Annotated in this window: 24 protein-coding genes; 12 read left to right on the top strand and 12 right to left on the bottom strand. The window is 48.5% G+C overall.

What is annotated here, in order from left to right; translation table 11 throughout:
• The first annotated feature begins 128 nt into the window (after positions 1 to 128).
• Complete coding sequence (locus tag PJI16_10225; GenBank protein ID MDT3777932.1) at positions 129 to 1,133, top strand: polyprenyl synthetase family protein; 1,005 nt, start codon at positions 129 to 131, stop codon at positions 1,131 to 1,133.
• Positions 1,134 to 1,865: 732 nt separating this feature from the next.
• Complete coding sequence (locus tag PJI16_10220; protein ID MDT3777931.1) at positions 1,866 to 2,819, top strand: lipid A biosynthesis acyltransferase; 954 nt, start codon at positions 1,866 to 1,868, stop codon at positions 2,817 to 2,819.
• Here the strand turns inward: PJI16_10220 and PJI16_10215 are convergent.
• Both PJI16_10215 and PJI16_10210 read right to left on the bottom strand, forming a co-directional pair.
• Positions 2,816 to 2,959, bottom strand: a complete 144-nt coding sequence (locus PJI16_10215; GenBank protein MDT3777930.1) for a hypothetical protein — start codon at positions 2,957 to 2,959, stop codon at positions 2,816 to 2,818. The genes PJI16_10220 and PJI16_10215 overlap by 4 nt on opposite strands.
• A gap of 636 nt (positions 2,960 to 3,595) precedes the next feature.
• Positions 3,596 to 3,937 (bottom strand): hypothetical protein, encoded by a 342-nt coding sequence (locus PJI16_10210; GenBank protein ID MDT3777929.1) that lies wholly within the window; start codon positions 3,935 to 3,937, stop codon positions 3,596 to 3,598.
• A 70-nt stretch (positions 3,938 to 4,007) separates the two neighbouring features.
• Between PJI16_10210 and PJI16_10205 the strand changes: the two genes are divergently transcribed.
• Both PJI16_10205 and PJI16_10200 read left to right on the top strand, forming a co-directional pair.
• Positions 4,008 to 4,295 (top strand): transposase, encoded by a 288-nt coding sequence (locus PJI16_10205; GenBank protein MDT3777928.1) that lies wholly within the window; start codon positions 4,008 to 4,010, stop codon positions 4,293 to 4,295.
• A gap of 8 nt (positions 4,296 to 4,303) precedes the next feature.
• The gene (locus tag PJI16_10200; protein MDT3777927.1) at positions 4,304 to 5,173 is read left to right on the top strand and encodes an IS3 family transposase; all 870 of its coding nucleotides are present in this window, start codon (positions 4,304 to 4,306) and stop codon (positions 5,171 to 5,173) included.
• On the opposite strand, the gene PJI16_10195 is transcribed toward PJI16_10200, so the two are convergent.
• From PJI16_10195 to lptF, 7 genes are all read right to left on the bottom strand, one after another.
• Positions 5,107 to 6,099 (bottom strand): hypothetical protein, encoded by a 993-nt coding sequence (locus tag PJI16_10195; GenBank protein MDT3777926.1) that lies wholly within the window; start codon positions 6,097 to 6,099, stop codon positions 5,107 to 5,109. The two genes, PJI16_10200 and PJI16_10195, sit on opposite strands and share 67 nt — an antisense overlap.
• A 299-nt stretch (positions 6,100 to 6,398) precedes the next feature.
• A complete protein-coding gene (locus tag PJI16_10190; protein MDT3777925.1) occupies positions 6,399 to 6,617 on the bottom strand; it encodes a hypothetical protein in 219 nt (72 codons plus the stop codon).
• A 214-nt stretch (positions 6,618 to 6,831) separates the two neighbouring features.
• Complete coding sequence (locus PJI16_10185; protein MDT3777924.1) at positions 6,832 to 7,785, bottom strand: hypothetical protein; 954 nt, start codon at positions 7,783 to 7,785, stop codon at positions 6,832 to 6,834.
• A 5-nt stretch (positions 7,786 to 7,790) separates the two neighbouring features.
• Complete coding sequence (locus PJI16_10180; protein ID MDT3777923.1) at positions 7,791 to 8,750, bottom strand: acylglycerol kinase family protein; 960 nt, start codon at positions 8,748 to 8,750, stop codon at positions 7,791 to 7,793.
• Positions 8,751 to 8,863: 113 nt separating this feature from the next.
• Positions 8,864 to 10,069, bottom strand: coding sequence for a CDP-alcohol phosphatidyltransferase family protein (locus PJI16_10175; protein ID MDT3777922.1), 1,206 nt, complete (start codon positions 10,067 to 10,069; stop codon positions 8,864 to 8,866).
• Positions 10,070 to 10,368: 299 nt separating this feature from the next.
• Positions 10,369 to 11,439, bottom strand: coding sequence for an LPS export ABC transporter permease LptG (gene lptG, locus PJI16_10170; protein MDT3777921.1), 1,071 nt, complete (start codon positions 11,437 to 11,439; stop codon positions 10,369 to 10,371).
• Positions 11,440 to 11,533: 94 nt separating this feature from the next.
• A complete protein-coding gene (gene lptF, locus PJI16_10165) occupies positions 11,534 to 12,592 on the bottom strand; it encodes an LPS export ABC transporter permease LptF (protein ID MDT3777920.1) in 1,059 nt (352 codons plus the stop codon).
• 59 nt (positions 12,593 to 12,651) lie between these two features.
• Here lptF and PJI16_10160 point away from each other — a divergent pair, with 59 nt between their 5' ends.
• Positions 12,652 to 13,380, top strand: a complete 729-nt coding sequence (locus PJI16_10160) for a phosphocholine cytidylyltransferase family protein (protein MDT3777919.1) — start codon at positions 12,652 to 12,654, stop codon at positions 13,378 to 13,380.
• Between the two features lie 69 nt (positions 13,381 to 13,449).
• Here the strand turns inward: PJI16_10160 and PJI16_10155 are convergent, their stop codons facing one another.
• The 3 genes from PJI16_10155 to PJI16_10145 all read right to left on the bottom strand — a co-directional run bounded on the left by PJI16_10155 (position 13,450) and on the right by PJI16_10145 (position 16,266).
• Entirely contained in the window at positions 13,450 to 14,280 is an 831-nt protein-coding gene (locus tag PJI16_10155; GenBank protein MDT3777918.1) for an NTP transferase domain-containing protein, read from the bottom strand.
• A 27-nt stretch (positions 14,281 to 14,307) separates the two neighbouring features.
• Positions 14,308 to 15,432, bottom strand: coding sequence for an N-acetyltransferase (locus PJI16_10150; protein MDT3777917.1), 1,125 nt, complete (start codon positions 15,430 to 15,432; stop codon positions 14,308 to 14,310).
• Between the two features lie 99 nt (positions 15,433 to 15,531).
• The gene (locus PJI16_10145) at positions 15,532 to 16,266 is read right to left on the bottom strand and encodes a sterol desaturase family protein (GenBank protein MDT3777916.1); all 735 of its coding nucleotides are present in this window, start codon (positions 16,264 to 16,266) and stop codon (positions 15,532 to 15,534) included.
• 383 nt (positions 16,267 to 16,649) lie between these two features.
• Here PJI16_10145 and PJI16_10140 point away from each other — a divergent pair, with 383 nt between their 5' ends.
• The 7 genes from PJI16_10140 to PJI16_10110 all read left to right on the top strand — a co-directional run bounded on the left by PJI16_10140 (position 16,650) and on the right by PJI16_10110 (position 25,469).
• A complete protein-coding gene (locus PJI16_10140) occupies positions 16,650 to 17,081 on the top strand; it encodes an HIT family protein (GenBank protein ID MDT3777915.1) in 432 nt (143 codons plus the stop codon).
• A 229-nt stretch (positions 17,082 to 17,310) separates the two neighbouring features.
• Positions 17,311 to 19,074, top strand: coding sequence for a fatty acyl-AMP ligase (locus PJI16_10135; protein ID MDT3777914.1), 1,764 nt, complete (start codon positions 17,311 to 17,313; stop codon positions 19,072 to 19,074).
• Between the two features lie 34 nt (positions 19,075 to 19,108).
• Positions 19,109 to 20,053, top strand: a complete 945-nt coding sequence (locus PJI16_10130; GenBank protein ID MDT3777913.1) for an NAD(P)-dependent oxidoreductase — start codon at positions 19,109 to 19,111, stop codon at positions 20,051 to 20,053.
• 37 nt (positions 20,054 to 20,090) lie between these two features.
• Positions 20,091 to 20,336, top strand: a complete 246-nt coding sequence (locus tag PJI16_10125) for an acyl carrier protein (GenBank protein MDT3777912.1) — start codon at positions 20,091 to 20,093, stop codon at positions 20,334 to 20,336.
• Between the two features lie 2 nt (positions 20,337 to 20,338).
• A complete protein-coding gene (locus tag PJI16_10120) occupies positions 20,339 to 21,568 on the top strand; it encodes an aminotransferase class I/II-fold pyridoxal phosphate-dependent enzyme (protein ID MDT3777911.1) in 1,230 nt (409 codons plus the stop codon).
• Positions 21,569 to 21,686: 118 nt separating this feature from the next.
• Positions 21,687 to 24,050, top strand: coding sequence for an ELM1/GtrOC1 family putative glycosyltransferase (locus PJI16_10115; GenBank protein MDT3777910.1), 2,364 nt, complete (start codon positions 21,687 to 21,689; stop codon positions 24,048 to 24,050).
• An 18-nt stretch (positions 24,051 to 24,068) separates the two neighbouring features.
• Positions 24,069 to 25,469 (top strand): hypothetical protein, encoded by a 1,401-nt coding sequence (locus PJI16_10110; protein MDT3777909.1) that lies wholly within the window; start codon positions 24,069 to 24,071, stop codon positions 25,467 to 25,469.
• Positions 25,470 to 25,490: the final 21 nt, after the last annotated feature.

Genomic DNA, 25,490 nt, shown 5'->3' with positions numbered 1-25,490 from the left:
TCAAGACGATCCCCTTTTCCCTATGGAAATTTTTCCATACAGCCATTTGGTTTTTAAAAATATGTTGATCGATTTCCAGCATGTGGTTCAGCTTGACAATCCACAGGCTACCCCCTAGTATCGCCGCCATGCATCAGGAACCAGCCCTCAGAGACCTGGAATCCATGGAGGATGTGTGGGAAGCCTTTCGGCCGGACCTAATTGAGGTTGAAAGCCAGATTACCAAACACCTTGAATCGCATGCCCCGCTCATAAATACCGTCGCTGGTCACATCTTTGCCAGTGGAGGGAAACGTATCCGTCCGCTGCTTCTGATTCTCTGCGCTCGTCTCTGTGGATATCTCCAAAAAGACTTTTTGTTGCTGGGCAGTCTCGTCGAGTTTATTCATACGGCCACGTTATTACATGATGACGTCTTAGACGAAGCCGACCTCCGACGGGGACAACCTACCGCAAGGAAACTCTGGGGAAACCAGGCCAGCATCCTTGTGGGCGATTATTTGTATTCTCAGGCCATGGCCCTGATTGCCACCTTCCACAATCATGGCATCAACGAAGCCTTAGCGGATGCCTGCCGAAAGATGGCTGAAGGGGAGGTTCTTCAACTCTGCGCCAATAGTCAACCACACCTATCGGAGGCCGCCTACCTCAAAATTGTTGAATATAAAACAGCAGCCCTTGTTGCTGCCTCCTGTAAGGTTGGGGCGATCGTTGGAGGTGCCTCAATCGAAGAACAAGCCGCTCTTTATCGGTTTGGCTATCATCTTGGCATGGCCTTTCAATTGGCTGATGATCGCTTGGATTATGCGGCAGACCGTGCAAAACTCGGTAAAGCCCTTGGTCAGGATATTCGCCAGGGCATGATTACCATCCCATTACTCCACCTTCTCCAGACTTGCTCTTCTCAAGACAACCAATGGATCACCGAAAAGATTTTGGCCCATGCCATTGAAGATGAGGACGTCACGAAAATCATCCAATTAATGCAGAAACAAGGATCACTGGCCTATTCCACCGCTCGAGCACGGGAGTTCGTCGAAGCCGCGGCCCTTGACCTTGAACCGTTCTCCGCCTGCACCGCCAAACGATCCCTCTCCATCACCGCCTGCTACATGGTCAACCGCGACCAATAACACTCCAAAATTCTTCGTAGTTCCTTTTTCGAAGTATAAGAATCGAGCATTGGCTCATTCTTCGCCTAAGCCCATCCTCCACCCCCTGTCATTCCCGCCAGTTTTTGGCGGAAATCCATCTTCGCTTTTGAAAGTCCCCAAAACGGTGTTTTAAGACAATGCGTCTTACTCGTTTATCAAATGACCATGTCTGAGCGATGTTCAATGTTGCCGGGTCTTGCCCCGGCAGGCAAGGTCCTTTTCTTTCGGGAAAAGGACCCAAAACCATTGACGCTCAGTCCGACCTCATTAGATAGGACGGCCGCGGAATACAAGAGGGCGGTCCAACTCGCGGAGGCTGTCCTGAGTCGGGGCGAAGGGCTCAAACAAGGCCCGCCAAGAAAAAAGAGCGCCCGTCCCCATGATCGGACAGCAGGCGTCGTAAGCAAATGAACAACACACCATGAAAAAAGTGGCTGACAGGCGCTGTACCGAAGGCGCGGCGAAAATGGAGAAATCGATTTTTTGCTTAACACATAGGCAGGAGTCATTTGTAACACAGGAGTTAAAGCCTAAAAACCGGAACGGGTGAATTGAAAGGTCAGGGGACTGCCTAATTACCCTGCCAACATGGGCACGTGCTAGACCAGCCCGCCGACGCGAGCGCTTCGGAGTTAGGCTCAGATACGACTATCGTAAACCGACTCAAACGCAAATGTTCGAAATTTCGCCCCATATGACGTAAGATTAAGAATGGCTGAACACTATCTAATTTCTCGCCGCCTAAGCCTGGCTTTCCCCTCGCTAAAAAAAATCGTGTGGAAAATTGAAGCATGGCTATTCGCTGGAGTTTTTCTGGTATTAAGGGCATTACCTATGCAGTTTTCGGGGGCGCTTAGTGGCGGGATTTTCAAAACATTCGCAGGTTTCACTCCAAGGATTAATACAGCCAAAAAAAATTTGCGACTGACCTTTCCCGATAAAACCGAACAAGAGATCCAGCAACTTAGCCGAGAAACCTTTCACAGCCTGGGGCTTGCTCTTTCAGAATTGATTCATATGCTTACAGTGTGGGAACAGCGTGACCAACGCCTTGAATTTTCCGTTGCCCCAGAGAGCGAAGAAGTTTTGTGCGGTGATCGACCCATCGTTTTTGTTACTGCACACACCCAAGCCTGGCAATTCACGAATTTTTTGGCAGCACAATTTAGTTTGCGTGTCTCTATCATCTATGCACCGGAGTCCAACCCCTATCTTAGAGAGTTTTTTTTCAAATTACGCAACGCCTTCCCCGTACGCCTGGTATCCCGTGATGGTGGTATTCGAACGCTGGCTCGCGAACTCAAGAATGGCCATTCCATTGGTTTGGCCATAGATACGCGGCTGGACGGTGCCGAAATGATCCCCTTCTTTGGTATTGAGGCACCCACGAATACCACGCCGGCTCGCCTTGCCTTGCGCAACCAATGCGCTTTTATCCCGGTTCATGTGGTGCGACTGCCGGACTATCGTTACCGAATCTGTGTGGACAAACCAATACTCCCCGACAACCCTTCAGCATCTTCCTCGGAACAGGCTATCGATATGACGTGTCAATTGAATCGAAAATTTGAACAGTGGATTAGAGAAGCACCGGGACAATGGATATGCCTGAAACGTCGCTGGCCTAAAAAGTCAAAGGTAGATAGAGTAGAAGTAGAGCACTAGCCCTCCCCTGTGACTACTCTCGAACCCTTCGACGCACGAGAATACGCCAAAACCGCCGTCTCGACCTCGAACCGTTCTCCGCCTGCATAGCCAAACGATTCCTCTCCATCACCGCCTTCTACATAGTCAACCGCGATCAATAGCCTCTCCTTCCAACAATAAATCCGGTATTGAATGTCCTAAGGAATAGCCTTCTTCCTTACACACCTACAAAGCCTGCATGTATTTTTTCCCGTCATTCCCCCAAGTTTTAGCGGAAATCCATCCTGTCATCAATCCGTGTGACCGCTTGAACGGTGGAAGCTCACGCCCTTGAGTTATATCCAAGCGATTTTTGATGTTGCCGGGTCTCGCCCCGGCAGGCGAGTTCCTTTTTTTCGGGAAAAGGACCCAAAACCATTGACGCCCAGTCCGACCTCCTTAAATAGGACGGCCGCGGAATACAGGAGGGCGGTTCAACTCGCTCTGCTCAGACAAGGCCCACCGAGAAATAAGAGCGCCCGTCCCCATGGTAGGACAGCAGGCGTCGGAAACAAATCCCCATCACACCAAGGGAGTAGGTGCCATCCGTTATACCGAAGGAGCGGAACAAAGGAGGTTCCGTTCTTGCTTAAAAAAGTGGTCAGGAAGGTTTCCAATTACCAATCCATGTAACAGAACTGCCTAGTCGGTTACACTTTCCTTCAACACCATGCATTAGGGGTGGCTTTGGACCAGAACCGAAGCCATAGAGAAAAAGGCGTTCCTTTCATACGTTTGTTGGGCGTCATCTGCCACTACGCTCGATGGTTCGACCATTTGGCATTCCGAAAGTATTTTAGTTCAGCCTGAATGTCGCAAACTTGCTGCTCATTTTCAGCCGTCCATTCGGGCATGTGCAGATTTACGATATCTTCAGAATAACCATTTTCGGAAGTGCCAGGGCGGTCAGTTGCTATACCTACTACAGTAGTGACATCAGGCGCTCTGCCTCTTATGACCAAACATCTTAGTTTCAACTCTTGAGCGCGATACTCTCTCATGCTGCTTTTCCCAATCAGGAAGACGAAGGCTGTGTTCGCATGTCCTAATGCGGCACGTGAAGTGATTTTTAGCTCGGAGTTCTTTAGAAATGCCATGAAAGCTTTGGTCTTCCCCCGAATTTACGGACACATCTAAAAAGCCTCATACTAGGCAAGGAGGTGTGTCATGGAGCAACGGAGAAAGTACAGCCAAGAGTTTAAGCAGGAAGCCGTTCAACTGACCAAACAGGCCGGTGGGGCGATTACCCAAGTGGCGAAGGCTTTAGGCCTTAATGCGGCCATGTTGGGGCGGTGGTGTCGGGAGGCCGGACGGCGAGGGGCGAAAGCTTTTCCAGGCACTGGGATGCCTCACGATCAAGAGTTGGCTCGCCTCAAACGTGAATTGGCCCTGGTCACTCGCGAGCGGGATTTTTTAAAAGAGGCGGCAGCGTTCTTCGCCAAGACCTCCCGATAAGGGATGCCATGATTCAACGTTGTCGCACCATGTTTCCTCTGCGTCTGATGTGTCGTCTCCTCCACGTCTCCCCGAGTGGGTTTTATGCCCGGCAGCGCCGCTCTCCGAGTCCCTGGGCTCAAGACTGTCAGCGCCTGACGGCCGCCATTCGCATCATCCATGCAGACAGTGATGGGGTCTATGGGAGCCCGAAGATCTGGCAGGTGTTACGCAGGCAAGGCGAGGGCTGTGGGAAACATCGTGTTGCCCGTTTAATGCAACGGGAGCGGTTGCGAGGGATTCCTGCTCCCACGCGTTGGAAACGGCGGAGATCTGGAGACCGACCGGCTGGAATCACGAATCAGTTGGCCCGGGATTTTTCAGCCCCAGGTCCGAATGCCAAATGGGTGACGGATATCACCTATATTCCCACGCAAGAAGGCTGGCTGTACTTGGCGGTGGTGCTCGATTTGTTCTCTCGGCAAGTGATTGGGTGGTCGATGCAGCCACAACTGGGACGGGACCTGGTCCTCCAAGCCGTGCTGATGGCCGTGTGGCAGCGGACGAGTGCGGCCCCTGTCATCCTGCATTCCGACCGAGGCACCCAGTATACCTCACAGGAGTTTCAAGCCTTTCTCCAGGCTCATGGGATTGTCAGCAGTATGAGTGGCGTGGGAAGTTGTTATGACAATGCCGTGGCAGAGAGTTTCTTTGGCCTCCTCAAACGAGAGCGAGTCCATCGGCGGCAGTACCAAACCCGGGCAGAGGCCCGCGCCGATATTTTTGACTACATTGAGCGGTTTTACAATCATCAGCGGAGCCACTCCTTTACTCAGGGACTGGCCCCGAAGAATTTTAGGGAGCAACACGATCCACAGTCTTCTTTAACCCGTCCGTGAAACTGGGGGAAGACCACTTCTGCAAGATTAGCTCGGTGCCCCCGTGGTTGTAACGCCATAGCCACGAGAGCCAACTCGTTGTCTGTGACTTTTTTACTGTGCATATCGAACATGCAGTTCGTGAGAAGGTCGGCCGTAAAATTCTCAATTAGCTGATCCCAATAGTATGAATTTTCCAATTCTTTCCGTTTAGCGTCGAATTTTGGGGAATTGGAGTAATACTCCCACAAATTATCATCCAGAATAAGCATATCGGGTTGCTGTGGTAAATCTACTGGCGCTTCAAAGGAATTACCCCAAGATAAATATAGGGCGACAAGGTCCTCTAATCCCCCACCGTCAAACATTAGGTAAACACCATCGTTAATGAGCTTTTCGCTCTTTGTTAGAAATTCAACAAGGTCTGTGATGGTATCTAACGCGCCTAACAGTACGTCGACGCTTTTCTCATTACAAACATGAACAAATCCATTCCCCAAATCACCCCATTTGAACGGGACTTTACCTGCTCCGCCTAGCGACACCGAGCCTCGGTGGACGATGCGTTCTTCCTTTGCGGGTAGCCTAACCATACGCCCATCGTTGCGTTCAAATTCGACAGTCGTTTCAAGCCACCGTTCAGCGCCCCAGATTTGTGCTGCGGATTTTTTAACTGCGTTTTTCATCCAACGATCCAAGCCGGTTTTGTCACCAGTATCTTTATAATTACATTCCTTTACAGAGATGATGACGATATGAGGGCCGCAAACAATGAGGCAATCGCAAAGCTCTTTATTCTTTTTGCCCTTTGGATTGGGATGTGTCCACAGCTTAAGAAATGATTGTTCGCACAGAGCGGTTACGAATCGTTCTGACGGAGTAAACCCATCATGCATTTCAAGTCCTTTTATAATGACGCCCTTTGTTTTGACAAACTCATGTAACACTATAAGGTATTCTGTTACATTTTCAGGCTATCCAGACTATGGTTGGTGGCTAAATTCTTCCTGTTTCAAAACCTTATTAAAACCCTCTGCTTATAGGGTATAGTCAAAAATGTAACAGTTCTTTAGTGGAAGTGTTAAATTTTTAGTATTTTTTGTCATCCCAGATGCTCATCCTTTTTAACCAATTCTTTCCTATCGCAAATCTCCCGCAACGGCTTAAACTTTTCTTGGCAACATTTGACCACAAGCACTAAAGAACAACGACGCCTGCTGTCCGGCTTTTGGAGGGACTCATTGTTTCAGGAGTCTCCCTGGCCTGGTGGTGTGGCTGAGCAGTGTAGCCGACACCGGGGAAAGGCGCGCACTGTTTGAGCGCAGCGAGTTTGCGCGCCGCCGGAGTCGCCGAACCGCGCAGGGGACCCGAAGGGCCACACCACGGCCAACATGGTTTTGGCTACTTTTGCCGAAACAAAAGTGGCTCGTCCGCCGGGGCGAAACCCGGCATCATTAATAACCACTTGAACATTCCCTTTGATTTAACAGAGACGTGTTCCACTTACCAACATTTTTTGAATAGGAAAAACTAAGATGGGTTCCCGATAAAAACTGTCGGGAATGAGCGCGTGGAAGAGAAGTTCTCGACAACCAATGTCAGACCGGCATCCAAATAGTAATACCAAGCATTTTGGGAAAGCAAGGAGTGTGGGTGCCATCATCTGGCCCATCATTTACTTACCGGAAGGCCCCTTTGCGATAGAGGCGCCAGAATGTCGTAAGTCCGGCCCAAATGGGATGCCGACGCTGGGTGGGGGTCAATTCGATTTTCACTCCGGAATGCCGCTCGATTTTCCAGATGAGGTAGTCCGCCCCTCCCTGAAACGTAAAGGCCGCTTTCATCAACCGCAAAATAGATAACACCTTCCCCTGCACTTTCCGAACAATCCAGGCTATGCGATTCTTCATGTGGTCCCACCTGGAATATTCCATCTCATACATGATTATGTCATTCCCCTGAATGACCTTGATCTTTGGGAAATTGGCTGAAAACGCCGCATGTGCGACTTGTTCATAATAGGCTTGGTTACTGTCCCACAATGTGGCGATTCGCCCTTTTGATTCGGCACGTAATTCGGCGCTATAACTGAGGGCCAACCCAATACTCCATGCATCTTTGGCAGAAAATTGTTGCGGCATTTGAGGAACAACATTCCCCAAAAATGTCAGGACCGCCCGTCCCAAGCCTGAAATAATCCGTTGACTTATCGTGTGGCTCGGACTGGCCATCACGGCCGTCGGTTGCGCAAAGCGTCCCCAAAAGTATGAATGAAACCATTTTGAAGTCACACTTCGCTCAAAATCCCCTAACGAGAGCACGGCATACTTCATTCGAACAATCCGTCCTTCCAGGTTCACTTCTCCATAGAACACGTTTGGTGGAAGCCAACGATTGAGGAGGGCCAACCAAACAGACTGGTAGACCGAAGCATACTGATCCACAATGACATAACAATCCACTAATCCGTCTTGATCCGTTCCCGCCCGCAGGCAGGAGCCATACAATAAGATTCCTTGGACAGCATTCCCGTATTTTTTAGCCAGGAAATTTCCCGCTGCTTGAATAGGCACAGGAATGGGTCGAGCGCTCGGCTGGCTCACGACCTCGAGGACTGTTGGGGAGCCATCCATCACAGTTATTCAGTCTTTAACCGCACAAATGACAACTCGCCAGGAGAATCCAGGGTTAAAGGCTCTTCAGGCAGGGAAGACGCATACACTTCACCATCCAAGACAAATCCGCTGTTAAACACTAAACGAAGCCTTGAGAGATTTTCACTGACATAGCCATGTTCTGTCGTGGCTAAAGGGTGGGTCTTCCCACGAAACAATGTTGGCAAGGCACGCCATAAATAGCGATACGGCACTCGAAGACTCGTGTATCGCAGAGGCTGGGATTGCTTGCCCCAGAACGGTTTCATCCCTAAAAATAAGCGATCCAGGGTGGTGACCAACAAGACTAAATACTCATGCTGGAGAGGTGCTGATTCTCCAGTTGCCACACGCACCGTGATCGGATTCAACCCTTTTCGGGACCCGGAGGCCAACGCCAATAAAAATTTCAGCAGAATCAGCCCGGCTCCCCATTCCCCTAACCGGCCTATCGATTGTTTGGTTTCAATGCCGAGTTGCGTGCCATGATAAATAGCCCCAGCCCCGAAAAACATCCCATGCAGGGGTTCGCGGCTTTCTGGAAATTGAATACGAAGAACTGGTCGTGTTTCAAAACATAATCCCGGAGTCATGGCTTCGGCTTGAACCAATAACTGTTCAAGCGTGTGTGACTCAAATCTCCCTAAACCCACATCTCCCGCAATCAGATTGGCCGTCCCTGCTGGCAACACAGCCAACCGGGGCATGAGGGCAAACGGACGATGATGAAACAAAGCCCCAATGGTGGCTTGAATGGTCCCATCCCCTCCATTGACGACCACACAATTCACCTGACGGTGGGCAAACGTCTTCAGAGCTTCCAGGATATCCGCAGGCGTGCTGACCTCAGCCCGTTGCACTTCGGGATATTTGAGGTAAATTCCCTGGAAAAGAGCTGGCTTCCGCCTATTACGACCACTCAGCGAATTATGAAGGATCCCCACATGCATCTTAGACCCGGTGCGACCGAGCTCAAGCGACGGCAAAGATGAGATAGGAAGCATTTACATTGGGGAGTTCGGGTAGACGTACAAATATGTCATATCTACATGAACGATCATTTGATGGTGACCGGAGGATTGGTAAACATTCTCACTGCCAAAGAATTTCGATTCACTGGATCGATCTCAGCCAACCAGGAAGTGAGGGAACCTACCCGAGCTTTTCCCCAGCCCGCCATTAGGAGTCTGCCCAGAAGAATCAAAGTCGAGCCCACCGTCCAAATGGCCACAGCCTCCAAACCCAAATCGGGACGTCCAACAAGAAGGCTAGCCGTTAAGAAGATGAGATTAGGATTACGCCGAGCCGTGACAAGCCTGAAATAGGAGTCCAACGGTTTCCAACAAAAGATGACAAATCCCCCCAACCACCATTGAAAAATTCCTTCAACCATGCGTCCCAACACATATCCGAGCAAAATGATTCCAAAGGTGATTTCCAGAGTTAACCAAGAGAGAAAAGGGGAAAACGCGGTGAGACCCAACCCCCAAGCTAAATACCAAAGAGGAGGGTGGATTAAATCAATGCCATGATCAAAAATATTGCCCCATTTACTGGAGGTCACCGTTACTCGAGCTAATTTTCCGTCCACCGTATCGAGGAACGTCATTATCCAGCCCAGGACAAGTCCCCAGAAAAACTGCCCAAACGCGAACAACACTCCCGCGGCAATCACAAGTAATAAGCTCAGCGAGGTCACCTGATTAGGCGAAATCCCCCAACCCGCACAAAGCCGAGTGGCCCATTTGGCCGGAACAGGCCAAAGAAACTTCGTCACCAGATCAGTGACGCCTTTATATGATCCCGTAAATAAATGTTCTTCCAAAGCCACCCGGTTATTTTCGCGAATGGGGAACACGTAGGGATGATCAGTTTTTCGCAATTCGTTTGAAAAAGAAATTGAAAGATCTTGCAATGTCACAGATTGTAAGTTTGCAACATCTCTGGTGTGTTCTCGTTGCATCCCTTCACACGTTGCGGAAGCTAAAGTGGAATCGACATGAGCCATAACCGGGCGCAACCCAGCTTGAACCTCAACTTCCAGGACAACATTGGTTTGTTTCAGGAGGAAGGAGAATATGCGCGCATCAAATAAAAAATCTCCTCTAATAACAAGAAGCGAATGATCGGATGGAAGATCGCTGAGATTATTGAGAAAATTCCCAACCCCCAATCGACTTAACATTCGTTCATACCGGATACGGGAGGTCAAATTCCACAAACGGACATTCGGATCATTGATAATATATGCAGACACAGTCATTGAACTACCACGCCTTATTTCCCTTACACATTAAATATTAATAGAGTCGACTGACTTTCCCTTACTAACTGACGGAGATAAATCTGATTGCGGTCTTAATCCGGTCTATGACTGCCATCGGAATTCATTCCAACAAATCCCTAGAGCATACGCCTGAATTCGCAAACAACATGGCTTATACCTCATCAATGGGATGCCGATAAATATCCCCCATGCCCCATCGACCGGGACCAGACACCCACATGGAACCAAAGAGTCGTTGATCATGCATGATCTCTATGTCCACTTTCCACTACTTTTCAATTGAGATAACGCCGCCACAAAACAAACGTGACAAGGGACAACAGTAGGAAGGGAGCGGCCGTCGTCAATAACGGAGAGGCTCCGAACAAAATTCCAACATGTTTAGAAATTTCCGTCATCAAATAATATGCCAGACCGACCAGGGATCCAATGAATACCCTCTTCCCAGCTGGAGACATTCGCAAGGGACCGAAGACAAACGGTATGGCCACTAAGATCATGAGACCGGTATTCAAGGGCATAAATATTTTGTCCCAAAAGCTTAACTCATATCTCAGAAAATTTTGTTTTTTACGTTTTAAGAATTCCATGTATTGGTAGAGCTCCGAAGGGGCCAATGTGGAAGAAGGAAGAGTCAATAACCGGACTTCATTCTGTTTGAGCGGAGAGTCCCATTCCAGGCTCGCCAACTGCTCCTGAGAAACACGATATCCGTGAATGACCTGCTTTTTAATATTTTTCAGAGTCCACTTCTGAGGATTGACAATTTCTGCCTCTTGAGCATGCATATAGAAGTCCAATTGGCCGCCATCATTAAATTCAAAAATATCAAGGCCTTGCGGACTCTCTCCGTAGCGAATTTGATGAATTCTGATGAAGCGCCTTCCTTCACGAAACCAGAAACCCTGCTTTCCCTTATAGGCCCCAGAATCCGACAGGGCCATTGATCGCTTAAAATACGCCTCCTGGTCCAGGGGAGGATTGACAACCTCTTCCAGAATTCCCACGAGTACAATAAAACATGCCCCAACCTTCATCACCGACCAGGCTATTTGATAGGGAGAAACTCCCCCGGCCTGCATTGCGATGAGTTCACAACCATTGGCAAGCCCCCCTAAGGCCATAATACTCCCTAATAAGGCTACAAACGGAGCCAAAAACACCAGTCGGCTTGGCATGGTCAGCAACAAATACTCACTCGCGCTCCAAAATGTATAACGGCCTTTGCCTACCTCATCCAGTTCTTCAACAAAAACAATTAAACTAAAAACCGCCAAAAAGATCGCCAGGACCGGAAGATATCCCTTTAGTAAACTACCCGCCAGGTACCGATTGAGAGTTTTCATGAAAATATCGTGAAGCCCATTGACGGGGGTTTATCTCTTACCAGGCATCCCGTCAGAATACCTGAGAATATTGGAAAACCATGGACTACTGCTTCTACGATAAAGACCTGGTGAAACGTTTGGGGGCCAGCCAATAGGCTAGTAAGGCTCCTAACCCAAGAATAATCCACCAAAGACCGGGAATGATGGGGAGGTTGCCTTGCTCCACCAACGTCTTCACCATCAACTGGGCAAAGTAATAGACTGAAAAAATTACGGTGGCTGTGAAGGTTTTGGCATATTTGCCTTGTCTTGGAGAAGCACGACTCAAGGGAACTCCTAGCAGACCCATGAGAATAGCCGAAAAAGGAGCGATAAACCTCCATTGAAGTTCTGCGATATCCTTGCGAGCATCAGATTTTAATAAATTTTGTGTGGATTCGGCCTTGCGTTTATACTCCGCTACAAGCTCCTGAGGATAAATTGCTAACCGTGAAAAACCAGAAATGTGCTTGATCTCCCCCTCCCTTGTCAGTTTATATTCGAATCCATCAAAGAGAACTGGAATCGAGATACCACTTTGGGGATCAATCTCCTCTTGAGCGGTCTTTGCCGAAAAGACTTGCAAATTATCTCCGTTTTCACTTTGAACAAAGACCCCACTTAATTTTTGATGGTCTTGATCGACACCCTCTGCAAAAAACACCAGGGATCCATTTCGTCGTTCATAAAAATGCCCGGCATCTAAATTGCTCAAACGAAATCCAGCCTCTCCTTCAGCCTTTAATCGATAACTTTCCTCATAGGCCAATGGACGAAGATACAAAGAAAAGATGCTGACAATCACGCCCACAAAACAGCTAAGAACAAAAATCGCCAAAAGGATCCGATACGGATTGACACCACACGCCATAAAGGCTTTCATTTCAGAATCGGTATACAAACGGCCAAAACCTAAAATAACCCCGAAATACAACGAAATAGGAATGAGGACCTCAAGCGCAATTCCCACTTTTAACGCAATGAGCGTGAGAATCATATTTGCCGGCAAAAGTGCATTGACGGCCTTGGCTAAAAATGTGACCCAACTGTATCCGGCAAACAAGGCCACCAAAAGGCCACAGACGACAGCTGTTGGCTTCAGGACCTCTCGAACTAGATATCTGACTAACATCGACCATACCTCAACACAGCAATAGACAGTGAACATCTCATGATAGGAGGCTTACCACGATGAAAGCCGTGATCTTAAGTGCTGGACAGGGAAAACGGTTACTCCCGCATACAGTCGACAAACCCAAATGTACCGTTCCGGTCAATGGACAACCAATTGTGAAATGGCAAATCCAGGAACTTCTTCGCCTGGGAATTGATTCCATTCACATTGTGGTAGGGTTCGGGGCCGAGAAGGTCGAAGCTCTTCTGGCTGACGATATCGCCTCCGGTTCTGTCCGTACGATCTATAATCCATTTTTTGCCATGGCAGATAATTTGATGAGTTGTTGGGCGGCCCGAAACGACATGACCCAGGATTTTATATTAATTAATGGGGACACCCTATTTGAATCGGCGGTGCTACAAGGTCTGCTGCAGGCCCCCCCTACGCCCATTACCTTAGTAACCGATGAGAAAGCTTGCTACGATGCTGACGACATGAAAGTCATCGTCCGTGGCACACAATTGGATCGAATCGGCAAAACCCTGCCAATCGAACAGGTGAACGGAGAGTCCATCGGCATGATCCGTTTTCAGGGCAATGGACCTAAAATCTTTCTATCAACACTAGACCAACGAATTCGTAAACCGGAGGCCCTCAAGCAATGGTACTTATCACTCCTCGACGAATTGGCCCAACAGGGTCATGTATCCACTTTTTGCATTAAGGGGTTGAACTGGGCTGAGATCGATAATCCATCCGACTTAGAACATGCTGAACGTCTGTTCAAAATTCATCCCTCGTGAAATGGGGCTCCAACGATTTTTTACGTTAGGTGATTGTCGAGGAAGACACCCATGCCCATTCCTCCATGATTAGCCAGGAGCCACGCCTTTCTCTATGTCTTCCTGTCGTTTCGCCAAGATGGCTTCCGCCAAGGCCAGATCTTCAGGAGTGTCTACATCAATAGCCGCTTCGGGAAACGGAAGCAGCACTTCTTGCACCTGAAGATTGAGCTTCCGCCCAAGTCGATTCAAGGCTTCCGCAAGCGACAACCAACCAAATAGATAACGGACCAGGGCCAGCCCTCCAAGAGTTCGAATCAGGCGAATGGGATGCTTGCGCTCACGCTCAACCTGGCTCCAAAATTCCACCATTCGCTTAGCCTTTGGGGTGCAGAGAACAAAGAGATTACACCCGCAAAACCCTCCGCCCGTGAGTCGGGTAACCGTTCGCTTAGATTGAGGGTATGACGCCACAACTGAGGAATACGGCACCAGCCCCACGGCCACATCCATCTGTTTTTCCTGCGCCGCATGGAGAAAATAATCAACCATTTCTGCCGTTAACAAGGCATGGTCCGCCGTCGTGACCAGAACAGGGAATTCCTGAGGGTGACCATCCAGAAACCTTGCAACACTAAGACTCGGACCTTGTTGAGGCTCCACCCACTGTACCCCTCCTGACTCAATCAATGTTCCTAGAAACGGATTATTTTGTATTGTTTCCCATGAAGGCCCGCATAATATTCTTTTCCCCACCGTGCGCGACTGGTCTAACGTCTGCAATACACGGGAAATCATGGGTTCCCCACCCACCTGTGCCAGGACCTTAGTTGATACCCCTGCCATCTGGGCAACCGGATCTCGCCCGGATCGGGCACCAGCAAGCACCAGGGCCGTCACAGGTGGATGGTCAAGCTCCATATGGCTTCACGAAACACATATCTGCATTCATTGAAGATGCTTCTCGTAAATTCTATACGTCTTGTATGGTTCGGCTCCGAGGGATTCTAGAATGTGACGCATGCGTTTATTATTTTCTAAAATCCAGGACATTTCGACATGCTGAATTTGTTTTCGAAGCCCTGCTTCCCTCACCGCTTCAATTAATCCATAGGCCATCGCCGCACCCATCGGACTTGATTGAAATCGTTTACGCACGCCCATTAAGGCAACCCGACCCGACCGGGGATAGGACGCTTTCAACCGCCATAAGATTTTCAGCCAACCCCATGGAAATAGATGCCCATTCAGATCTCGAATGACCTCATGCATATTGGGAAAGGCAACCAACATCGCCGTTGGTTCACCATCGATTTCAGCGATCTGGACAAAATCATCTTCAACCAATAGCTTAAGCTGCTGTCCGATCTCAGCAAATTCTGCATCGGTAAACGGAAGAAATCCCCAATTATCTGACCAGGCCTCTTCGAAAATATCCTTAATAATCGCTAAATCTTCATTCAGATGCTTCCGCCGTAACGGACGAATTCGCATCGAGGTTTTCGCTTTTTTGAGAAACAGAGAAACTCCAGGGGGAAAACTAAAATGTATTCCAATACGATAGGCCAGAAGATCTTGGGCCTTTTCATAGGCATTTTGTTCAACACCGTATGGGTAGTAAGGCATGGCGTGGCCCATCATAATCATGGGCGGTGAATCAAACCCATCAACCAACAGACCACATTCCTGATTGATCGACAGGTTAAACGGCCCACGAACGTTCGTCATCCCCTGAGTCTGAAGCCAGGTTTCCGCAGCCTGAAATAGCGCGTGAAAGATACTGGACTCCTCCTCTGCTTCAAGCAGGCCAAAAAACCCCGTCCGATCCTGATAACGACTGAGATGCAGGTCATCAATCTGGGCAGAAATTCGACCGACGGGTTCCTGTCCTCGATAAGCCAGCCAACATTGCCAACGAGCATGTTGAAAATAGGGATTTTTCTGGGAAAAGGTATGGAGCCGTTCGACCAATAAAGGCGGAATCCAATGAGGATCTGAGTGGTACAACTTCCAGGGAAGGCGAATAAACTCTTTGAGACCGGCGCGGTCGGTGACCGGTTCAATGCGAATCAAAACGCCTTTCCCCAGCCATCTTGGCGAACCCTTCGCCTACAGGAAGTGCGGCCTCGTGAGGCGATGCGAGGATCACTACTACGAATCTTCATGGGCCTTTTATGGCTTCTGTTCGGATAGTTGGGCCACCCAAGGGTAGTGGGATCGTTCCTCATCCGCATAACCCAGGTTGGAAACGGTCTGACTGAACGGCACATCCTCAGCACTCCCATACTCACTACCGAAAATCCGGTCACAAAACAGACTCGTGATCCCAAAGTTTCCTTGTTCGTTATGAAAATGATGCAGCAAATGATGTCGCTTGATCCGCCGTAAAAACTTAACTTTGGGATTCACGCGCAGATGCTGCATGCAATGACAGAGTTCATACACCATAAAACACGCCAATCCTGTCCCAAAAGAAAGGGCGGCCCCCACCCAGCCTCCAACACTCATCCCAATAGGGAAAGTGGCCACGACAATCGTAGGTAGGGTGGTCGAGCCCGCCCCGAACAACACCCGTAAATCATTGGAATCTTGGTGGTGATCATAGTGAATCCGTTTCCACAAGGCTGCCGTCCATGGCGACCGATACAGGTATCGCCCATGTAAAATAAACCGATGGACAGCATATTCTACGAAGGGATAAGCAAGCAGGGTCAGAACAATACTTCCTGCCATGTGAAGGGGAGAAACAGGAAAGTACTCGAAAATGACGATGGCACCGACGATACTACAGGCCAATAACACCCCATATAATTGAATACTTGGGTATAAAACGTACGCCCATATCAGATCGCGAAACGTCATGCGATCAAGGAGATACTTTTCACGATACCATTGACTGGTTAGCACCCTGGAACCTCCATCCCTTTCCTCATTTGCCTGTTGCCCTCAATCCATCCCACACCTGATTCTTCAGGATCATCCCCTATGACAATTATAGAAACCTTCGGAAGAAGCCACAAGAATAGACAACTGGAAACCGATACCTCCAATCGAAAAGCCTGAATGATTATAACGGAATGCATTAATTCCCACACTCAAAAACCTGGTTCAATCCATTACAGGATCAATGCCTAACATAGCTGCATAGTAATATTGAAACCGGGTTTTAGCATAAAACCCGTGATATATTTCGATGGGCCACTCGGGATGCCAATATAGGCCCATGGGGACAGAAGAGACTCTTTGCCTCATAGACACAAGAATATCTCTTTGGGTATAAGTGCAGGTCCATGAACACCACAATGAAAAAATTTGGGTATCCCGATACCTGTCTCAAAGATTTTTCCCAATGGGTTGTGCTCCTGCGCCCCCAACAAGTGACCCTTGGCTCCCTGGTATTAATTTGTCGAGAGGAGGCCACAGCGTTTTCCCAAATTAGTGCCGATGCATTTAAAGAACTGCCTGGGATCATACGTGAGATTGAGACAAGTGTCTCACGCACATTTGGCTATAGCAAAATAAATTACCTTATGTTGATGATGGTTGACCCCGAGGTTCATTTTCATGTCATTCCCCGGTATGACACGCCTCGATTATTTTCTCAGCAGCAATTTTTTGACCATGGATGGCCTGGGCCACCTCAACTCAAGAATTCAAATGACACCTCAGAAGAGGTGCACCAAACAATTTTCAGTCACCTCAAAAACAACTGGATTCGCTGAACTTTTATCTAGCTACAATTACCTATATACCGGAAACTGACTGTTGCAAAATAGACTCAAATTGCGGTTTTTTTACTACAATTTAAACCGAATAAGAAAATTCACTTTCACTTTTCCTTCGTTCTTAATCATTAATCAAAAAATCATGATGGCACTATAATTGCTTAATTAATAAAATGCTTTATAGCAAACCATTTGGAATAATATTGCCTTTAATCCTTGAGATAGAATGAACGCTACACCAACTCATCACCAACTCAGACTTAAACATGGGAACTTCTCCACCCTTTCAGAGGCCCTTGATTATGCGGCTTCAGGAGAAACCGGCTGTAATTTTTATTCAGGGAGAGGCAAACTCACCCACGTGTTGACATATGCCGGCCTGCAACAACAAGCTCAAAATCTAGCAAGAAGACTGAACGGATTAGGACTAGCTCGTGGCGCTCGGGTGGCCCTCATTGCTGACACCACCCCGGATTTCATTCGATTCTTTTTCGCCTGTCAGTATGCCGGACTTGTTCCGGTTCCTCTTCCTATTTCGCTGCATTTAGGGGGACATCAGGCATACGTCACCCAACTTAAACGGCTACTCGAGAGCTGCCAAGCCTCTATCGCCATGGCACCTGAAGGCTTTTTGCCATTTTTAGAGGAAGCAGCAGCCGAGATGGATCTGGCCCTCATCGGAGGCCCAGAAACATTCGCCTCATTGCAAGAAACTCATGATCCGCTCAGACCACTGGAGCCGCACGAATTAGCCTATATTCAATACACCTCTGGTAGCACACGTTGGCCTAGAGGCGTTGAAGTCACCCAATCGGCCGTGATGACCAATCTATCCGGAATCATTCAGCATGGCTTACAAGTTCAGACTGGCGACCGTTGTGTCTCCTGGCTTCCCTTTTACCATGATATGGGACTAGTCGGATTCGTTCTTGGTCCAATCGCTTCACAGCTTTCTGTTGATTATTTGAGCACACGCGATTTTGCCATGCGTCCTCGTCAGTGGCTGAGTTTAATGACCAAGAGTCGGGCAACAATTTCATTCAGCCCTTCCTTTGGATACGAGCTCTGCGTGCGAAGACTTGGGGAAGATTTCAATGAACAGTATGATCTCAGCTCCTGGCGAATCGCTGGCGCTGGAGCAGAAACAATTCGTGCCGATAGCCTCTCCCGTTTTGCCAAAACCCTGAAGGCCAGCGGGTTTAAATCTGAAGCATTTTTGGCTTGCTATGGGATGGCTGAATGTTCTTTGGCAGTTAGTTTCGCTCCATTGAACAAAGGCCTCGAGGTTGACAGGGTTGACGGAGATCAGCTCTCGAATAACCGGTTAGCCATGCCTTTTGTCCCATCCTCCACTGATGACAACCAGGCTCGATGCAGCAAATTTGTGAATTGCGGTGTTCCTCTCCCTGGATATGAAGTTCAAATACGTAATATGAACGGAGATGTCCTCGATGAGCGAGAAAGTGGAGTAATTTTTGTGCGTGGGGCAAGCACCATGACTGGATATTTCAATGATCCAATCATGACGGAAGAGGTCCTCTCCCACGATGGCTGGCTCAATACGGGCGACATCGGCTATTGGGTCAACAACAGTCTCGTCATTATTGGCCGGTCCAAAGATATGATCATCATTAATGGACGGAATATCTGGCCTCAAGATTTAGAATTCATGGCAGAACAACAGGCGGAAGTCCGACCTGGTGATTCATCCGCTTTTTCCGTTTCCTCCCCTGACGGTCATGAGATCGCCATCATGGTTGTGCAATGCCGTGAAATGGATTCTCAAAAACGGGAGGACTTGGTTCAGCGCCTACGATCCTTAGTTCACAAGGAGTTGTCTATTCCCTGCTATATTGAACTTATCCCCCCCAGGACACTCCCGCGAACATCATCTGGAAAACTTTCTCGATCTCGAGCCAAAGCAGACTTTCTCACTCGAATTCAGTGGGAAGAGGTCACTCCAATGCTGTCCATAGCCAGGTCTGCTTAAGACCGGACTATCCTTTCCTCACTCGTCCTCCACTATGGGAACTACCGTCGCCCTAACAGGGGCTTCCGGTTTTATTGGGGGAGTCATAGCTCAGCATTTAAAGAAAGCTGGGTGGCATGTCCGTGGTTTGGCCCGCTCTCCACGCCAAGTTCAAAAGCTCGAAAATCTCGGAATAGAACCTGTCCAATGCCGGTTGGAAAATCCTGCCAGCCTTTTAGCCCTGGTCAAAGACTCGTTTGCCGTCATTCATTGTGCAGGTGCGATTCGCGGAATTAGCCGAGAGGACTTCTATCCGACCAATGTGATGGGAGTCTCTAATATCATTCAAGCCTGTCTCGCGCATTCCTCTCCCCCACGATTTGTTCTTCTCTCATCCCTCGCCGCTCGTGAGCCATCACTTTCACCCTATGCCTGGAGCAAACATGAAGGTGAAGCAGTTTTAACCCGTGAGGCGGGGGACCTGAAGTGGAGTATTTTTCGTCCACCTGCCGTCTATGGACCGCAAGACCGTGCCCTGCTCCCACTTTTTACCATATTACGCAAAGGAATAGGGATTCAACTTGGTCCTTCCCAAGCCAGATTTTCCTTGATTCATGTTGACGATCTCTGCAACGCTATTCTTTATTGGCTGAAAATCCAGGCCCCACCCTCTCAAATTTTTGAGATTGATGATGGCTTCCCTGGTGGATATTCCTGGGAGGATGTCTTTCGTATTTCCAATCCTCGCCTCCGCCTGTGCTTGCAAATTCCACCAAGCCTCCTACAAATTGGAGGAAAAAGTAATGAAATATTTTCCCACCTCTTGAGATATACTCCTCTTTTCACCAGCGGGAAGGCGGCTGAACTTCTCCACCTTAATTGGGTCTGTGACAATACCCAGGTGGCTCAGACCCTCGGCTGGACTCCTCAAATCTCACTCAAAGAAGGCTTGCGTCGATTGTTCACATCGGATAGTCTCATGCCATCCCATAGGGATTAGTACAGATCCGTCCTCCTCCCTCATCAAGAAGGCTATTATGATAAGTTATTCTGACATTCTCCCCCAACTGTTCGACACCCTTAAGCCGTTTGCCAAAGAGAACTTTCGGTTAAAAGAACAAACAGAGCTGGTTGCCGAGTTGGGATTAGATTCCTTGCAGGTTATGCAAGTTCTCTTGAAAATCGAGGATCACTTTGATATTTCCATCCCTCTGAACAATCTTCCCAAAATCCGAACAGTGAAGGACCTAGGCGAAGAGATTGAGAAATTGCTGAAAGGGTAATCATGTCATTATTCGACAAATTTCTTCCTATTCAAGAAGCCAGAAATGAGTTGCTAAAAAGTGGAGTCAACCCCTTTCATATCACTGTCGACAAGATCCTTTCACCAACAGAGGCCATCATCAACGGGCGAACGACTATTCTAGTTGGCACGAATAACTACTTAGGTCTAACCTTTCACCCTGATGCCATTCTGGCCGGTCAACAGGCTCTTGCTCAGGAAGGGACCGGCACAACGGGATCGAGGATGGCGAATGGATCTTTTGCGAGCCACCGTGAGCTTGAGAAGGCCATCGCGGAATTCTATGGTGCGCCTTATGCAATCGTTTTTTCCACGGGGTACCAAGCTAATCTTGGCGTCCTTTCTGCTCTTGCAGGCGCGGGGGATACCATATTAATGGATGGGGACTCTCATGCCAGCATTTATGATGGATGCAGGCTTGGAGGGGCAGAAATCATCCGGTTTAAGCATAATGACGTGGCAGACTTAGAAAAACGTCTTCGTCGATTGGGGGACAGAAGCCAGCAGACCTTAATTGTTGTCGAGGGCATTTATAGCATGTTGGGAGATCGAGCTCCTCTGGCCGAGATCGTCGAAGTGAAGAAAAAGTATGGAGCCACACTGATCGTTGACGAAGCCCATTCGTTGGGCATACTCGGCCAACATGGACGAGGCTTGGCGGAAGAAACAGGCGTCGAACAGGACGTCGATTGCATCGTCGGGACATTCAGTAAAAGCCTGGGCTCAACAGGAGGATTCGGTATAAGTTCTCATCCAGAGTTCGAGTTAATCCGCTATGCCAGTCGTCCCTATATTTTTACGGCCTCCCCATGTCCATCTGTTGTCGCTTCCACACGGGCAACCATTCGCATTATCCAGTCTCACCCCGAACTTCGCCAACAGCTATGGACGAATTCACAGGATTTGTATAATGGATTAATAAAGAGTGGGTATACGCTTGGGGCAGAGGTCGGACCGATTATGGCAGCGATGATCCCTACCAGAGAATTGGCTCTTGCTATGTGGCAACAACTCTTGGAATATGGCATTTATGTCAACCTCATGATTCCTCCTGCCACACCAAACGGCGAATGCCTCCTTCGATTAAGTGTCAGTGCAGCCCATACGAAGAAACAAATTGAAAAAATTATTTCTGCATTTGCAGAGTTGTCTCATATCACTCCAACCCACACCAACCCTGCTCAGGTGCAACCGGATGCAATTCTCAATTAAAAAATGTTTCTGTTTCGATCACATGTCGAAATAACCACCTAAACCTATTTCCAAACCTCCCATGACACGCCACCGCTCTAGACCAAACGGCATTAGGGCAATTCCCGAAAAAATAACCTTGGAAGCCAGAGAAGGACATACCTCCTCCGGGAAATCTCCAGTCAGAATTTTTATTGGAAGTGAATCATCCCAATACAGGGCTGAACGCATCCTCGTGTGGTCCATTGAACAGGTTCGTGATCCAGGTCGAGTCTACGAAATTTTTCTCATGAAGGAATTATCAGGATTTGACAGACGGAAATGGCTCACAGGGTTTACGAATTATCGATTTGCGATTTCATCATTTGCAGGCCAGGTCGGACGAGCGATTTACAACGATGTGGACCAAATCTATCTGGCCGACCCTGGGGAATTATTCGACCACGATTTGAACGATCATGGCTTTCTCTCTATTGCTCAAAATGATTCCTCCGTCATGCTGATGGATTGCGCCAAAATGGCAAAGGTCTGGTCGCTTAACGCAGCCAAATTTGAGAGAAAAAATGCACTGTTGGAACGCGCCTTAAATGTACCCAACCTCTGGGGACAATTAGAACCCGAATGGAATGCCCGCGACGAGGAATATCAAACAGGGCGGTCAAAAGTCCTCCATTTTACAGCTCTTCATACGCAACCCTGGCAGCCTTTCCCCGAGGAATTTGTGTACCAGAAAAGCTCGGTTGGAGATGTGTGGTTCAACTTGGAATACAGCGCCAATCAAGAAGGGTTCCTGCCCTTCACCCAATCCAATCCATCTTCACTATTTACCAAATTCGCCACTCAAGCACGCGATATCCAGGCCAACATCCCTATCCAGGATACCGAGACCGTATCCGAGATAGAAGAAGCAATCCACATTCTCAAGCCCAAAACTCTTCTCTATTGTCATCTCGGGGAACCTGTTCACCGCATTCCGGAACATCTGAAGCCCGGCGGCCTTTCCCCCTTAGCCATGACGACTCTTGACCTTTGTCATCCAGAATCTAAGGATCTAGGATTTCAAAAATTCGACATTGTTCTTGCACCCAAAGGACTGCAACTCATTCCGGATGACGATATTCCATGGGTCATCGAAGCCCTGTTTCATCGCGCAAAATGTATGGTCTATGTGGGAATAGAAAGCACGTATCCACTCCAGTCCTTCACCGCCGCCCCTCTTCAATCAGATTTAACACGAGATTTCAACTGGTGGATCAGTCATATTGACTCAATCAGTGCCCGCTATCCGGCTATTCACTGGAAAGTCGTGTTCCACACCCACTCCTCAAAGGGAATAACACAGAGTCAAATCCGTTGTGGAGGCAATTGGATTGGAACGCTTCCGCGAATCTGGATACTCTCAGACGGCAAAACTGGACATACGACCCAATCAGAATTACTCGCAAAGTCGTTGGGGTGGCCTTATGATATTAAACAGTTACGATTCTACGGGTGGCATAAAATTCAAAAATTTCTGTGGGGGTTGGCCCCACCGAATATTATAGGGTTAGATCAACGTCACTCTTCCCCCCTCCAGGCCCCTTGGCCTGACGTGGTAATCTCGACAGGATGGCGACCGGCACCAATTGCCAGATGGATTCGTGACCAGAGCCAGGGAAGAACACGAATCATTCAATTAGGTCGGAAGGGAGGAGGTCCTGCTGATTTATTTGATGTCGTGATTACACCAACCTATTATGGATTTTCGCCGCATCCGAACCGTATTGAGACACTCGCCCCGTTGAACGGATTGACACAAGAAGACTTGGAGACAGTCAGCCAACGTTGGCCGGACCTCTTTGGCAACGCTCCCCATCCTCGCATAGTCTTTGTCGTGGGAGGTTCCACCGCACGGTTCAAATTTACTCCGGATATGGCTCGCATGATTGGGAACCAACTCAAAGACTTGGCCGAAACATGCCATGGGAAGATTTTTGCTGTCACATCCCCCAGAACGGGTAAGGATTTGAGTCAAGCCCTTGAGGAAACTCTGACTCCTGACCATGTTGTTCATACATGGCAACCAAACCAATCCGACAATCCGTATTTTGCGTATTTAGCTGGCGCAGACGTGCTAATTGTCACAGGAGAAAGCGAATCGATGTTGGCCGAAGCCGCATCTCTGGGCAAGCCCGTCTATATCGTCCCACTTCCTGAACATTCACCAACGTGGAAAGTGCGCCTCAGTGAAAAGATTGTACAACGTGCGCACTTCCAACCCCTCAATAAAAGGGGAACCGCCCGTCCCCAACAAGGGATTGAACGGCTTTGCGCCCGCCTGATTCGTTCGGGGTTGATTCAGCCTCGACGAAATCTCAGCATGTTGCATGATTCCCTTTTCAAAAATGGAGTGGCTCGACCATTTGGCGACCCCATAGAAAACGGGAAGCGCCCACAATTAAACGAAACCGGGGACGTGGCTAAAAAAGTCAAAAAGGCCTTGGGGTTTTTTGATCAGTCTTGAAAATCTACGGAAATTATATTGTCACGCATACCAAAACCCCGTCGACAACTGACTATCCCCGTTGAAGTTTTCAACAGGGAATTTGACGCCAAAGTTTTGCTTTCCTGCTTCGCCGCAGAACGGGGATTTTCCGTCATTATTGGCGAAAAGCATGAAATTCAACTCAATCTGGCCTCTTTACCCAGATCCATCTATCTCCCCACAAACCTTCATAACCGGAATGCTATTGTCTTCTCCCTTCTGGCTCAATTGGGGCACGCGCTGGTAGGAACGGACGAGGAGGCGATTGTGTACTGTTCTCCGGAAGTGTATGTGAAAGAAAAATTGGGCTCGACAGAATTTACCCGACCAAATTTCTTTTTAGCATGGGGAACAGAGAATGCCAGAATCTGGAAGTCACAGCCCCAATACAACGGGATGCCCATCCATATAACCGGAAATTCCCGTGTGGATTTATTACGACCGGAACTGCGCCAATATTGGAAACCGGAAGTCGAATCCATCCATAAAAAATTCGGAAAGGTCATCCTGATCAATACCAATTTCGGTAAATTGAACCACTTCAGGCCCAACAAGGGAGCTGAAAAAGAGGCGCTTGAACGAGCAACGGTCTCACCATCTGACGTGGACGAATCTGAACTTGGAATGGCCAGGCACCGCCTGGCGCTATTTCAGCATTTCCAGGACATGGTAGGCCAAATGGCCGCAGCCTTCCCCGCACACACTATATTGATCCGTCCCCACCCCTCTGAAAGCCATGAGACATGGAGACAGGCTGCAAAAGGATATCCAAATGTCCAGGTTCACATAGAAGGACATGTCATTCCCTGGTTATTGGCGGCCGATGCCATTATTCATAATAGTTGCACCACCGGCTTGGAAGGGTATGTTCTGAAACGTCCCGTTTTTGCCTTTCAGCCGATCATGTCCGACCGTTTTGACAAAAAACTTCCGAATGCCGTTAGCCGCCGTGCAACATCCTCTCCGGAATTAATTGAACTCGTCAAAACAACCCTTGCAGGTAACCAGACTGCACAGGAACATGACTCTGAAGCCCAAACCCGTTTAATTGAGCAATATCTCGCGGCCCTTCAAGGGCCTTTTGCCTCAGAAAACATCGTGAATACGCTCGAAACATTCGACACCACCTATTCACCCCCGACCCCGAAACTAGGCACGCTATTGGCCGCAAAATCCCAGGCGCTCGGCAGAAAATTACGGCGGCGATTCAACGCTCAATTTCGCATGAGCGATCAAAACCGATCGCAACGCTACAATTATCTGAACCACATTTTCCCTGACATCAACCTGGCGCAGATCGAAGACCGCATCAAGCGGTTACAACATGCATTAGGAAGATTTCATCACACACAAGTCAGGCCCCTGCACGACAATATTTTTGAAATATTTCCCAAATAAATTCTCAGGAATGAAGAATCC

Origin of the sequence: Nitrospira sp. MA-1, from assembly GCA_032139905.1 — a bacterium.
In the GTDB taxonomy this organism is placed as follows: Bacteria; Nitrospirota; Nitrospiria; order Nitrospirales; family UBA8639; genus Nitrospira_E.
Note: the sequence above shows the minus strand (reverse complement) of the source record. Positions and strands in the feature narration are given on the sequence as shown.

What these genes read in the sequence shown, in the direction of transcription:
- PJI16_10140 (MDT3777915.1), top strand. Translation starts at nt 16,650, where the DNA reads ATGAACACCACAATGAAAAAATTTGGGTATCCCGATACCTGTCTCAAA.
- PJI16_10220 (MDT3777931.1), top strand. Translation starts at nt 1,866, where the DNA reads ATGGCTGAACACTATCTAATTTCTCGCCGCCTAAGCCTGGCTTTCCCC.
- PJI16_10185 (MDT3777924.1), bottom strand. Translation starts at nt 7,785, where the DNA reads ATGGATGGCTCCCCAACAGTCCTCGAGGTCGTGAGCCAGCCGAGCGCT.
- PJI16_10210 (MDT3777929.1), bottom strand. Translation starts at nt 3,937, where the DNA reads ATGGCATTTCTAAAGAACTCCGAGCTAAAAATCACTTCACGTGCCGCA.
- PJI16_10205 (MDT3777928.1), top strand. Translation starts at nt 4,008, where the DNA reads ATGGAGCAACGGAGAAAGTACAGCCAAGAGTTTAAGCAGGAAGCCGTT.
- PJI16_10160 (MDT3777919.1), top strand. Translation starts at nt 12,652, where the DNA reads ATGAAAGCCGTGATCTTAAGTGCTGGACAGGGAAAACGGTTACTCCCG.
- PJI16_10175 (MDT3777922.1), bottom strand. Translation starts at nt 10,069, where the DNA reads ATGACTGTGTCTGCATATATTATCAATGATCCGAATGTCCGTTTGTGG.
- PJI16_10130 (MDT3777913.1), top strand. Translation starts at nt 19,109, where the DNA reads ATGGGAACTACCGTCGCCCTAACAGGGGCTTCCGGTTTTATTGGGGGA.
- PJI16_10125 (MDT3777912.1), top strand. Translation starts at nt 20,091, where the DNA reads ATGATAAGTTATTCTGACATTCTCCCCCAACTGTTCGACACCCTTAAG.
- PJI16_10135 (MDT3777914.1), top strand. Translation starts at nt 17,311, where the DNA reads ATGAACGCTACACCAACTCATCACCAACTCAGACTTAAACATGGGAAC.
- PJI16_10225 (MDT3777932.1), top strand. Translation starts at nt 129, where the DNA reads ATGCATCAGGAACCAGCCCTCAGAGACCTGGAATCCATGGAGGATGTG.
- PJI16_10200 (MDT3777927.1), top strand. Translation starts at nt 4,304, where the DNA reads ATGATTCAACGTTGTCGCACCATGTTTCCTCTGCGTCTGATGTGTCGT.
- PJI16_10155 (MDT3777918.1), bottom strand. Translation starts at nt 14,280, where the DNA reads ATGGAGCTTGACCATCCACCTGTGACGGCCCTGGTGCTTGCTGGTGCC.
- lptF (MDT3777920.1), bottom strand. Translation starts at nt 12,592, where the DNA reads ATGTTAGTCAGATATCTAGTTCGAGAGGTCCTGAAGCCAACAGCTGTC.
- lptG (MDT3777921.1), bottom strand. Translation starts at nt 11,439, where the DNA reads ATGAAAACTCTCAATCGGTACCTGGCGGGTAGTTTACTAAAGGGATAT.
- PJI16_10120 (MDT3777911.1), top strand. Translation starts at nt 20,339, where the DNA reads ATGTCATTATTCGACAAATTTCTTCCTATTCAAGAAGCCAGAAATGAG.